This is a genomic window from Plebeiibacterium sediminum (assembly GCF_026013605.1).
GTDB lineage: Bacteria > Bacteroidota > Bacteroidia > Bacteroidales > Marinilabiliaceae > Saccharicrinis > Saccharicrinis sediminus.
This window is the reverse complement of sequence record NZ_JAPDPJ010000063.1, coordinates 20,812-33,830: the sequence shown is the minus strand read 5'-3', so window position 1 is coordinate 33,830 and position 13,019 is coordinate 20,812. Positions and strand designations below refer to the sequence as shown.

Below are 13,019 nucleotides of genomic sequence, written 5' to 3'. Positions count from 1 at the left end.
TTTCAGAATTAAAGCCAATAACCAACAACATACTACCTCTTGCTGACAAAACGTATAAATCCCGATTATTACTCATTGCAACAGCTGAAGGTGAAAAAACCTCAACTCTGTCTAAATAATTTCCATCCACTTCTTCTTTGGCAACTTCATTTATAAATTTCTTAATTTTATTTGGATGAATCTTTATTAAAGGTTCTTTTTCCAGCTTCTTGTCTTTTATATTAAAACTATATATGGCTTTGGTTCTTACCTTATCTTTTTTATTTAAAGTTATTCCCTTACAAGCCAAATAAAACAATTGTTTTTGCGGATCATAACATAAGCCCTCAACATCGTTATCTGAAGAAAGTTTAGTTTCATATTCTACGGTTTCTTTATTGACAGGATCAAACTGATACAATTTTCCATTGCTTTTTAAAACCCATATATATTTACCATCAAATTCAACACCCTCATAATCTCCTGTATTCCAAAACTCATTTTTACTGATAATATCAAAATCATCAATACTTAATTCATAAACAAATCCCTTTTCATCATTAATAGCCAACAATGAATTGTTTGCCTCATTAAAATCTAAACCTGAAATCTCTCTTAATTCCATATCCAATTCCTTAACTCTATCAGGCATTTTGTAATCATAGTTAACAACACCCATGGTTGAAAATGATAGCATAGCGTAATTTTTATGCTTTCCAAGGGTACTATTTATAACATCGCACTGACAAAAAGAAAGAAGAAGTACAATTAATAGAAACAAAGGTCGTTTAATAAAAAAAGCCATGAAATAAAAGATTAGTTCAATTTAGAATTATCAATATTGAAACAGCGCAAATATAGTTTAAATAAAAGCTATTGAATGAAACAGTAACTATTTGCCTGTTAACTCAGGTACATTAATTATACCTAAGTTTTTAAATATAGAACACATGTTAATAAATAGTTAATAAATAGTCACATAACAATCACATAACAAAGTACTTAAAACATTAAATTACAAAACAAATTAAATTTATGAAGCAAATTAAGTTAAATATCATCGTATCTATAGTAATTTTTTGCTTTGTTAATTGTTCAAATAAAAAAAAGGCTAACCCCAATCCAACTCATGAAATAAGTCTTTCTAAAACTGATTCTACTGTTGTTTCAAACCTGATTAAACAATCCAATACTTTTTACGAACAAAATTTAATTTCCGCCCCTGTTCTCGACGACTATCTCATTCAAGCACAAGAGATTGCTCAAAAAAATAACTTTCTGGAGCAACAAGCACTTATATATAGCACTCTAGGTGTCAGATATCGAAACAGGTCTGAATTTAACAATGCACTCGAACTCCACGAAAAAGCTGTTGAAATTGCCAGATCATTAAATAACAAACCTTTAATTACAAAGTATTTAAATTTACTGGCTGTAGTTTATCGAAGAATGGATGAAAACAAAAATGCCCTTGACCTCCATCTGGAAGCCATGAATATAGCAGAATCTATTCATGATACTTTTCAAATGGCAGTTTCTATAAATGGTTTAGGCAATGTATACACCAATTTACAACGCTACCACGTATCAATTGAATACTTCAAAAAATCACTGGAAATATCAAAGCAACAAAATAACAAGCTTGGTCTTGCCATAAATTACAACAACATTGGAGAATCTGTTAAATCTCTTGGTTTAATAGATTCTGCTCTTGTTTATTTTAATAAATCGTTTGAGTACAACACCCAAATCAATTCAATTGGAGGTAAAGCCATTAATTACAACAGCATTGGAGACGCCTACAAACTCAAAAAACAATTCAACACAGCCATTAATTACCTGGAACAAGCCTTGGTTTTTAACAAACAGTCCAGAGACAAAATAAACATTTCAGTAAGCTACACTATTCTTGGTGAAACTTATTTGCTAACTAAAGACTATTTTAAAGGCATAAAAAATTTAGAAAATGGGCTTAAAATTGCCATGGAAGTAGGTTCAAAAAACCAAATTGAGGCATGCAGCAGGTTACTATCCGGTGCATATGAAGCACTTAACAACAACAAAAAAGCACTCGATTTTTTAAAAACTGCTGAAATATATAAAGACAGCATAATTAATGAGGAAAATTTAAGACACCTAGTTGCCGTTGAGGCTTCTCAAAATCTGGAACAAACTCAAAATCAGATTCAATTTTTAAACAACAAAACAGAACTACAAAACAAACTCATTGCTGTTCAAAAAAAGACATTGCTGTTCACTTTCATATTAGCTTTTGTATTAATTATTGTTGTTGTATTATCATTCAGACAATTAAAACTACGATCTAAATACAACAATATCCTAATGCAACAAAGATTGTTGCGCACTCAAATGAATCCACATTTCATTTTCAATGCACTTAGCGCTATTCAGGTTTACATCCTTGAAAATGACATGAAAAAATCTTCGCAATTTCTTTCTGACTTTGCTTCGTTAATGCGTCAGGTTTTAAGAAGCTCTGAATACGAATACGTTCCTTTAAAGGATGAAAACAAGATGCTTGGATATTACCTTGAGCTACAACGATTAAGATTTGTTTATCCTTTTCAATACAATATTCATATAGATGAGAACATAAACGAAGATGACGTATTAATTCCTCCAATGTTAACCCAGCCATTTGTTGAAAATTCTATTGAACATGGAATTAAAAGCATTGGAGATAAAGGAATCATCAACATTCGATTTTTCAAACAAAACAGTACACTAAAAATTGAAATAGAGGACAATGGTATTGGATGGAAAGCATCTCAAAAAGCCGGGGCCATAGGTTCTAAACACGAGTCAATGGCTATTAAAATTACAAACGAACGCCTGGATGTAATTAAAAAGATGACGCATAAAAAAGCTCACTTTAAAATTACAGATATACAAGATATAAAACCTTCAGAAAGTGGCGTTTTAGTTCAATTTGAACTTCCAATTATAAGTATAGCAGAAAAAAACAGACTAAATAAAAAGTAGTATTCATAATAAATCACACTAACCATGAAAAATATAAGTGTTTTATTAGCCGATGATGATCATAGAATTAGAAATGCTATACATACTATTCTTGTTCAAAATTTTATTTCTATACAAATTGTAGCTAAAACAGATTCTTTAGAAAACACAATTGAAGCACTGAATACTTACAAACCAGATATTGCCATTCTTGACATGCATTTAATTAATGGAACAGCAATTGAAGTTTTGAAGAAAACCACACACTTGAGTTATAAAGTCATATTCATGTCAGCATATCAGGAATATGCTCTTGATGACATTAGATTTGCTTCTATTGATTTCATTTACAAACCTCTCGACATCAGCGATCTGTTAATTACAGTTGATAATGTAATTACCGAATTAGTTGAAGAAGGTTACAAAAAGAAAATGCAAACCTTCTTTATTAATACGAATTATGAAAACGAGGACAAGCAAATTATTTTTAAAACAAAAAGCCAAATCCTATCCGTACCAATCTCCGCTATAATTTATGGAGAATCGCATTATTCTCTTTCATACTTTGCTTTAGAAACAGGAAAACAAATTGAAATTAAAGAACCTTTACGAAGGTATGAATCCATGCTTCAATCTTATAATTTTTTCCGATGTCACCCACTATTTATTGTTAACATCAACCATATTCTAGCTGTCGATTATTCAACTAAGCTACTAACATTAACAAATCACCTAACTATTCCTTTTGAAAAAAAGAGACTGGGGATATTAACTCAAAATTGGCATAAGAATACCAAGTCTGAGGTAAGAATTAAATCTTATAAATCAGTATAAAACCGATAAAGTTTATTCCCCCATAATTCACCTGCATATTCAACACCAATTCTTTTAGATACCTGAATGGTGCAATCTTGTTGTACTCCATTCTCTAACCATATTCGTTTCGATTGAGATAAATCTTCTCCATAAAAGCTTTTATCCAAAGCCAACCGCTTTCCTAATCTGCCAGGACCCGATATACCTTTTACACCACGAATTAGAACGGCCTGAGCATCGTTCTCATCTCCACAAACAAAATTCAACATCCAATACATACCATAGATCAAATAGACATAAACCTTGCCCCCTTGATGAAACATAACCTCAGTTCTTTGAGTACGTCCCTTACTTGCATGACAAGCCAAATCCTCCTGACCACAATATGCCTCAACTTCTGTTATAATAAACTCTTCCCTAATTCCACCCTCAAAAATTCTCACAATCTTTTTACCTATTAGCTCCGGAGCTACATCCAAAGCATTTCGCAAAAAGAATGATTGGTCTAATTTCATTAATACTCAATTTTATCTTCTAAATCCTGCCATAATCGAAAAGCCTTTAATGCTTCCTCATTCATCAATTGTGTGGTCACTAACTTCCTTTCCGAAATAGGTTTATCAATTTCCTTATATATAAACTCATCATCAAAACCTATAGAAGCCGCATTCTTTTGCGTGTTTCCGTAATACATTTCTCTGATTCCTGACCAGTATATCGCACCCAAACACATGGGGCACGGTTCACACGACGTGTAAATAACACAACCTGATAAATCATAGGTACTTAAATGGGAAGCTGCATTTCTAATAGCTGTGACTTCAGCATGAGCAGTCGGATCATTATTTTGAGTCACCTGATTAAAACCTTCGGCAACAATTTTTCCTTCTTTTACGATGACAGCGCCAAAAGGACCACCCCCATTTTTTACATTATTCTCAGATAATTCTATTGCTCTAGACATGAATATATTATGATTGTTCATCCTTTTTGGTTTTTCTTTAAAAATTAATAGCTAACAAATATACATTTTTTTGATTTTTATTGGGTTATAAGAAAAATAAACTGTACTTTTGCGGCCGATTATTATTCGTGCCGAACAGTTTAAGGCAATATAATTGAACAACTTAGCGCTATTTTGTTGATGGGAAGATAAAATGCATAAGATTGTTAGTTAGATTGTTATGGCTGTTTGAATCTGTTTATTTTTTTAATTTATTAACAAAGGAAGACTGTGAATACTTTAAGTTACAAAACAGTATCGGCAAACAAAGCAACTGCTAATAAAGAGTGGGTTGTTGTAGATGCAACAGACATGATAGTTGGACGTTTGGCTTCAAAAGTAGCAAAATTGTTACGTGGAAAGTACAAGCCAAATTACACTCCTCATGTAGACTGTGGTGATAATGTAATCATTATTAACGCAGACAAAGTTCGTTTAACAGGAAACAAGTGGGAAGGAAGAGAATTCTTCTATCACTCAGGATTTCCAGGCGGACGTACAAATGTTACTCCTGCAGAATTGTTTGCAAAGAGTCCAGAGAGACTTGTAGAGAGAGCGGTAAAAGGTATGTTGCCAAAAAATCGTTTAGGACGTCAATTATTCAGCAACCTATTTGTGTATGCTGGAGCTGAGCATAAACAAGAGGCACAAAAGCCAAAAACTATTGATTTAAACTTATATAAGTAATGAGTATGGAAGTAATAAACGCAATAGGTAGAAGAAAAGCTGCTGTGGCTCGTATTTATTTGAGCGAGGGTAAAGGACAAATTACCATTAATAAGCGTGACCTTAAGGAATTCTTTCCATCACCAATTTTACAATATATAGTAACTCAGCCGTTAAACACTTTAGGAGTAGCTGAAAACTATGATATTAAAGTAAATGTTTACGGTGGCGGAATTAAAGGACAAGCAGAAGCTATTAGATTAGCTGTTGCTCGTGCACTAGTAAAAGTTAACGAAGAAAATAAACCTGCTTTAAAAGCACAAGGATTTATGACACGCGACGCAAGAGTTGTTGAGCGTAAAAAACCTGGTCAACCAAAAGCACGTAAGAAATTTCAATTTAGTAAGCGTTAATATTTTTCGGGTGCGTTTAGTATCTAAACTGCTAAGATTCATTTTACCATGCTGTAAACAAAAGCTTCAACTAAGCTAATCTCAGCACGAAATGACTACTTAGAAGTTGATATTTACAGAATGTAAACGACTTTAAAAAAAACAAAAATGGCAAGAACAAATTTCGATGAATTATTAGAGGCCGGAGTACACTTTGGTCACTTAAAAAGAAAGTGGAATCCAGCAATGGCTCCTTACATTTTTATGGAGCGTAACGGGATCCACATTATCGATCTACATAAAACCGCTGCTAAAATTGAAGAAGCAGCAAACGCATTAAAACAGATTGCAAGATCTGGACGAAAAATTTTATTCGTTGCTACTAAAAAACAAGCAAAAGAAATTATTGCTGAAAAAATGAAAGGTGTTAATATGCCTTACGTTGTGGAGCGTTGGCCTGGAGGTATGCTTACAAACTTCCCAACAATCCGTAAGGCTGTTAAAAAAATGGGTTCTATCGATAAGCTTATGGCTGATCCTAGTGCTTGGAAAAACCTTTCTAAAAGAGAGCGTCTTCAAATCACTCGTCAAAGAGCTAAGTTAGAAAAAACATTAGGAAGTATTGCTGACCTTACTCGTCTTCCTGCTGCTATGTTCGTTATTGATGTAATGAAAGAGCACATTGCAGTGCGTGAGGCTAACAGATTAAACATTCCTGTGTTTGGAGTAGTGGATACTAACTCTAATCCAGCAAACTTGGATTATGTTATCCCAGCAAACGATGATGCAACTAAATCTATCGAATTAATCACTGATATCATGGTGAAAGCTATTGAAGAAGGATTAAGCGAAAGAAAAGTAGATCGTGAAAGTGAAGCTGCTGCTAAAAAAGACAAAGCTGCTAAAAAAGACGAGAAAAAAGCTGCTGCTAAAGCAGAAGCTTCAGAAGCAACTTCTAAAGAAGAAGGTGCAGCTGAATAATTCAATTTAATCATCTAAAAAAAGATAATATCATGGCGATTAAAGCTGCTGACGTAAAAAAACTTAGAGAGATGACTGGTGCCGGTATGATGGACTGTAAAAAGGCATTAACCGAAACTGATGGCGATTTTGACGCTGCTGTTGAAATCATCCGTAAAAAAGGTCAGGCAATGGCTAGTAAACGTGCTGATCGTGAAACTACTGAAGGTTGTACTTTAGCAAAAGTTTCTGCTGACGGTAAAAAAGGTGCTGTTATCATTTTAAAATGTGAAACAGACTTCGTTGGTAAAAATGAAAGCTTCGTTGCTCTAGCTGATTCAATTCTTGAAGCTGCTCTTAACAGTGATGCTGCTACTAAAGAAGACATTTTAGATCTACAACTTAATGGTGTAGTTATCAAAGAAGTTATTACTGAGCAAATCGGTGTTATCGGCGAAAAAATTGAAATCGCAGATTATTCAGTTGTTAATGCTGAAACTGTTGTTCCTTACATTCACCCAGGAAATCAACTTTCTGTAGTTGTTGGCTTTAACCAAGCTGGCTTCGACGTACAAGTTGGTAAAGACGTAGCTATGCAAGTTGCAGCTATGGCTCCTGTAAGTGTTGATAAAGATTCTGTTCCTGCTGAAATCGTTGAGTCGGAATTAAGAATTGGTAAAGAAAAAGCACGTGAAGAAGGTAAGCCAGAGGCTATGCTTGATAAAATTGCAGAAGGTCGTTTAGGTAAATTCTTTAAAGAATCTACTCTTCTTGAGCAAGCATTTGTTAAAGATAACAAACAATCTATTAAGCAATATCTTAACGCTGCAAGCAACGGTTTAACAGTTACTGAGTTTAAACGTTTTTCTTTAAGCTAATAGTTTAACGCTGTTAAAATATATAATCCCGGATATGCTCGACATATCCGGGATTTTTTATTTACAAAAGTACTTTACACTGATTTTACGTTTTTCTCATCATGCAAAAAGCCGAAAAAAATTTCCTGCGAAAAGTAATCAAGAGATCAGGAGATGCCATAAACCATCATCAGATGATAGCAGAGAATGATAAAATTCTTGTGGCTGTATCCGGAGGTAAAGATTCGCTTTCCTTACTGGATATCTTATCAGAAAGAAGAAAATTTCTTCCTATCTCCTATGAATTGCATGCTGTACATATTATTACTAAAGATGTTCCTTATGAAATTGATCAGGAATTCTTAACCAAATTTTGTGAGCAACTGGATGTGCACTTACATATCATCAGAACTTATGCAGGAATCGAAGAAAAACCAAATAAAAAACCATGCTTTACTTGTTCATGGAATCGTCGTAAAGAGCTTTTTGATTTCGCCCAGAAAAATCAATTTAAAAAAGTTGCTTTTGGACATCACCTTGATGATGCCATTGAAACATTGCTAATGAATATGGTTATGCATGCCAATATTTCATCCATTCCTCCTACCCTATCTATGTTTGATGGAAATATTAATGTAATACGTCCTTTAATCTACAATACAAATGCAGAAATGATAGAATATGCCAGAATTAAACAATTTGTTTCTTTAAAAAAGGAATGTCCTTACGAAGACCACACCTACAGAAATAAAGCCAGACAGTGGATTAATCAGTTTGAGAAATTAAATGTTCAGGCAAGAATCAATCTATTTAAATCTATGAGTCATATTGATTCTGATTACCTGCCATCATAGTTTAATTACAACATTTTACAGAAATTAGAAACCTAAATAACGATGAATCTGGGAGAAAATTCTAATAATGATGTTATGAACATTTATAAAACACTATACCTCTTTTAAATTAAGTAATTACATAAAAAAGAGGTATTTTACACCTATTAAACAAATAATCTTTATCCAAATGAATAATCCAATAAAATTAATTACAACATTATTAGGCTTTTTACTACTTGAACTAACTTGTTTTGCAACGCCATACAAGATTAGCATTCACAAGGAAAATGGTTTATACTTTGCTACAAATATTTCTATAAATAACATTCCTATTAATGGTAGATTTCTAATAGATACAGGAACAGAGGTATCTGTAATAAATTCTAGCATTGTTGAATTGACAAATCTATCATATAAAAAGAAAGTAACAAAATACGCTGATGGTACAAATATGCAACAAATAATTGTTGGCGAAGCGGTATTAAATATTTCACTAGGGGAACTTGTTACCCCAAAGCATAAAGTAGATATTTGGGATAATAATAACTTAGATATCGTATCCGTCCCCAATATTGTTGGTATTATTGGAGGAGATATACTTCGGAAATATATTTGTAAATTGACAGAATCTAGTCTTTATATCACTACTAAACTATCTGATTTCTCTAATATTGATGAATTTTCAAAGCTTAATATTATATATAAAGATAATCCTTTTATTGAAGTGAAATTTGGTCTTCCTATTGCAACATCCTTATTTGATACAGGTTACAATGGATTTCTAGAAGTTAATAACATGTTCCTAGATTACATCCCAATTGTTAATTCTATTGAAGGAATGGGAGTTGTAGCTAAGACAATTTTAACCAAAGACACGTGTTGTAAAGCAATTAAAGTTGAAGAATTTAAAATTGGAAATTTTTCAATTAAAGATCCTGTAGCATTCGTGAGTAATGATAAAATATGGAGTATTGGCACTGAATTTTTCAACTATTTTGAAACTATATTTGATTTCCCTAAAAAGAAAATGTATTTGAAGCAAATAAGTAAAAATTTTACAAGTAGTCATTTCTATACATACGGTTTCAAATTTGATTATCAAGATAGTGATATAATCATATCTTTTTTATGGAATAATTCATCTGCTGAAGAAAACGGAATCAAACTTGGTGACAAGATATTAACATTAAATAATTTTGATATTAAAAAGTTATTACAAAATAAAAGTAAATGTGAGATATCATCTTTGATAAGGACGGAATTGAATAAAGAGTTTCTTGATATTACAATTAAAGATGCTTCAAACAAAATTAAAGCCTACCACTTAACCAAGCAAAAAATCATTTAGAATACTATATTCTAACAATACATTATGCAATTAAAAAGCATTCATTATTTAATCATTTTGTTCAAATATTTGAATTTTTAATCCAAATAATTATATTTGATTCATTTAATTACCATTGAACATAAACTCTTTTTATTTAAGAGATATTTACTGCTATAAACCAACTTTAATAACCTTATGCTATTAACTAAACTATTCATAATTTGTCAGTTCCTGACTGTTTTAAATTATCTTCACAATACACCCAAAGAAAACAAATTCAAACTTATATTTAAAATTTAACCAATGTTCAAACAAACTTTAATCACCTTATTCTGTCTGTTTTACATTAGTATTAACGCTAAAGAAATTCCTTCGGCTCTAAAAGTTGAAACATATACTTTAGCTAACGGACTTACAATTTATCTAAACGAAGATCATAGCACCTCTTCTGTAATGGGAATGGTTGCTGTTAAAGGAGGAAGTAAAAGAGATCCTCAGGATGCTACTGGTATTGCCCATTACTTTGAACATATCATGTTTAAAGGAACTGACAAAATTGGGACAACTGATTATACTAAAGAAAAAGTATATTTAGATAGTATTGCAGCTCAATACGACAAATTAGGACAGACCACAGATAGTAAAGAAAGAGAAACCATACAATTAAAGATTAATCAACTTTCCCTTGAGGCATCTGACTATGCAATACCCAATGAATTTGATCGAATTATCAGTCAAATGGGAGGGCAAGATTTAAATGCTTTTACAGGTTACGAATATATCGGTTATCTAAACTCATTTCCACAAACAGAAATGGAAAAATGGCTGGAAATATACTCTCATCGATTTGAAAATCCGGTTTTCCGATTATTTCAGTCAGAGTTGGAAACTGTTTACGAAGAAAAGAACTTGTATGCTGACAATATGTTTAGCTCATTTTTGGAAGCTCTTTTAAAAGAACTATATCAGGAAACGCCTTATGCAAATCCGGTTATCGGGTATGCGGAACATTTAAAAAATCCTTCATTAAGCAAGATGCGTGAGTATTACGAAAAATACTATGTGCCTAATAACATGGCATTAATTTTAACAGGGGATTTTGATGCAAAGGCAGTTAAACCAATGATTGAAGAGAAATTTGGAGATTGGAAGGCCAAAGATTTACCTCAGGAAGATGAGATAAAAGCAATACCTTTTAATGGCAGAGAACAGGTCAATAAAAGATTACTTCCTATAAAAGTTGGTGTACTAGGTTTTAGAACCGTACCCATAGGACATCCTGATGAATTAAAAATTAATTTATGTAACAGGATATTATCCAACTATTCCTATACCGGATTACTGGACGAGCTTGTTAATGACAATGAATTAATGGAAGCACAGGTTGAAAACCTGAATTTTGAGGAATTAGGAAGTACGCTTATTATCATGGTTCCCAAACTATTTGGTCAGTCGTTAAAGAAAACCGAAAAATTAATTCTGGAAAAAATAAACAAATTAAAACAAGGCGATTTTAATAACGACTTGATTGATGCCGTTAAACTTGAAATGATTTCTGAAAAAGAAAGAGAAATTGAAGATAGCAGAAACAGAACAATTGCACTAATGGATGCTTTTGTGTACAACAAAAATTGGGACGATGAAATAAAATATGCAGACCATTTAAACGCCATAACCAAAGATGAAATTATTGAGACTGCTAAAAAGTATTATGGTGACAATTACCTGGCATTTTACTCAAAAATGGGTTTTCCTAAAAAAGATAAGATCAAAAAGCCAGCATACAAACCAGTAAAACCACAAAACACGGAAGCTAAATCGGAGTATGCCAAAATGATTAAGGAATTGCCAAGTGAAAAAGTTATACCTCATTTTACAGAAGAAGGAATTGATTTTAATAAAGGTAAACTAAATGAATGTGCCGAATACTATACATCAAAAAATCCTATTAATGATATTTTTTCGCTAAATATTAAATTTCATGCGGGCACTAATGAAAACATTGAAAATGATTTAGCTGACGAAATTATTAGTTATTGCGGCACCAAAGAGTTTGCCTATTCTGATTTTAAAAAGGAATTACAAAAGTTAGGAGCTGATTTTTATGCCAACGCTAATGGCACTAATTTTACTTTACACATATCTGGTTTAGAGAAAAATTTTAATCCAACATTAAAACTAATAAATGACCTTATTACAGATCCGGTTTTAAAAGACTCTGAAAAGATAAAACTAATAAGAGACCGAAAAATGAATAAAAAAATGATGCTTAAGGATCTTGATTCACAATCAGAAGCTCTTGATGAATATGCATTATACAAAACAAATTCATATTACCTTAACGATATTACTGCAAAACAGATCAAAACTATTTCTTTAGACAGTCTTATTGCTCTTACTAAAAACGTATTCAGTAATAGTTGCGAACTACATTATTGCGGAAACTTATCTCCTGAAGAATTTAAGAGTATCACAACTAAACAATTAACATTTACTTCCCATCTACAAAAAGGTAATAGGTATTTTGTAAAAGATAAAATCAAACCAACTGAAAACGAGGTGTTTTTTATCAATGATAAAAATGCCGTTCAATCACATATAAGTTTATATGTGATCAGTAACAAAAATGACACTGCTGATTATTGGGATCAAAAATTATTCAATGAATATTTCAGTGGAGATATGTCCTCACTGGTTTTTCAGGAAATAAGAGAGTTTAAATCATTAGCATACAGCGCATACGGATACAGTCAAACACCATTTTCAAAAAATCACCCATCATTCTTCACTGGCATTATGAGCACTCAGGCCGATAAAACGATTGAAGCTTTAGAAACCTATGTTGATTTAATCAACAATATGCCACAAAAACCAGAAAGGATGGATATTATTAAGGAAAGTATTAAACAATCCATGAACAGTAAACGCCCTGGCTTTAGAAATATTACCAACAGCATTCCTTATTGGCAGTATGTTGGTTGTGATGAAGATCCAAACAAACTCCTATATTCCAGGGTGGATGAGATGAATTTTGATCATGTATTAGCCTACTACAACAAATACATCAAAGACAAAAAAATTATCATTACGATTGTTGGAGACAAAAAAAGAATTGATTTCGAAAAGCTTCATCAATTTGGTAATGTTAAGGAACTAGATAAAAAAGACGTATTTAACTAAAAAACAATTTAAAACAAA

General features: G+C 32.1%; 12 protein-coding genes. 9 read left to right on the top strand and 3 right to left on the bottom strand.

What is annotated here, in order from left to right; all coding sequences use genetic code 11:
• On the bottom strand, positions 1-784 hold a 784-nt coding region (locus OM075_RS19915; protein WP_301192308.1), incomplete at its 3' end, for an SdiA-regulated domain-containing protein.
• A 230-nt stretch (positions 785-1,014) separates the two neighbouring features.
• Between OM075_RS19915 and OM075_RS19910 the strand changes: the two genes are divergently transcribed.
• Complete coding sequence (locus tag OM075_RS19910; protein WP_301192307.1) at positions 1,015-2,982, top strand: tetratricopeptide repeat-containing sensor histidine kinase; 1,968 nt, start codon at positions 1,015-1,017, stop codon at positions 2,980-2,982.
• A 24-nt stretch (positions 2,983-3,006) separates the two neighbouring features.
• Positions 3,007-3,795, top strand: a complete 789-nt coding sequence (locus OM075_RS19905; protein WP_301192306.1) for a LytR/AlgR family response regulator transcription factor — start codon at positions 3,007-3,009, stop codon at positions 3,793-3,795.
• Here OM075_RS19905 and OM075_RS19900 read toward each other — a convergent pair.
• Both OM075_RS19900 and OM075_RS19895 read right to left on the bottom strand, forming a co-directional pair.
• The gene (locus tag OM075_RS19900) at positions 3,780-4,292 is read right to left on the bottom strand and encodes a DNA-3-methyladenine glycosylase (protein ID WP_301192305.1); all 513 of its coding nucleotides are present in this window, start codon (positions 4,290-4,292) and stop codon (positions 3,780-3,782) included. The two genes, OM075_RS19905 and OM075_RS19900, sit on opposite strands and share 16 nt — an antisense overlap.
• Positions 4,292-4,762, bottom strand: coding sequence for a nucleoside deaminase (locus tag OM075_RS19895; protein ID WP_301192304.1), 471 nt, complete (start codon positions 4,760-4,762; stop codon positions 4,292-4,294). Before OM075_RS19895 ends, OM075_RS19900 begins: the two co-directional genes overlap by 1 nt.
• A gap of 249 nt (positions 4,763-5,011) precedes the next feature.
• On the opposite strand from OM075_RS19895, the gene rplM reads away from it, so the two are divergent.
• The 7 genes from rplM to OM075_RS19860 all read left to right on the top strand — a co-directional run bounded on the left by rplM (position 5,012) and on the right by OM075_RS19860 (position 13,001).
• Positions 5,012-5,467: a 50S ribosomal protein L13 gene (gene rplM / locus OM075_RS19890; protein ID WP_301192303.1), complete on the top strand. Its 456-nt coding sequence runs from the start codon at positions 5,012-5,014 to the stop codon at positions 5,465-5,467.
• A 5-nt stretch (positions 5,468-5,472) separates the two neighbouring features.
• Complete coding sequence (rpsI, locus tag OM075_RS19885; RefSeq protein WP_301192302.1) at positions 5,473-5,859, top strand: 30S ribosomal protein S9; 387 nt, start codon at positions 5,473-5,475, stop codon at positions 5,857-5,859.
• Positions 5,860-6,006: 147 nt separating this feature from the next.
• Complete coding sequence (gene rpsB, locus OM075_RS19880) at positions 6,007-6,819, top strand: 30S ribosomal protein S2 (protein ID WP_301192301.1); 813 nt, start codon at positions 6,007-6,009, stop codon at positions 6,817-6,819.
• A gap of 32 nt (positions 6,820-6,851) precedes the next feature.
• Positions 6,852-7,676, top strand: coding sequence for a translation elongation factor Ts (gene tsf, locus OM075_RS19875; RefSeq protein ID WP_301192300.1), 825 nt, complete (start codon positions 6,852-6,854; stop codon positions 7,674-7,676).
• A gap of 173 nt (positions 7,677-7,849) precedes the next feature.
• Positions 7,850-8,509: a tRNA 2-thiocytidine biosynthesis TtcA family protein gene (locus OM075_RS19870; RefSeq protein ID WP_301192299.1), complete on the top strand. Its 660-nt coding sequence runs from the start codon at positions 7,850-7,852 to the stop codon at positions 8,507-8,509.
• 169 nt (positions 8,510-8,678) lie between these two features.
• The gene (locus OM075_RS19865; RefSeq protein ID WP_301192298.1) at positions 8,679-9,839 is read left to right on the top strand and encodes a PDZ domain-containing protein; all 1,161 of its coding nucleotides are present in this window, start codon (positions 8,679-8,681) and stop codon (positions 9,837-9,839) included.
• 285 nt (positions 9,840-10,124) lie between these two features.
• On the top strand, positions 10,125-13,001 hold the full coding sequence (locus tag OM075_RS19860) for a M16 family metallopeptidase (RefSeq protein ID WP_301192297.1): 2,877 nt from the start codon (positions 10,125-10,127) through the stop codon (positions 12,999-13,001).
• Positions 13,002-13,019: the final 18 nt, after the last annotated feature.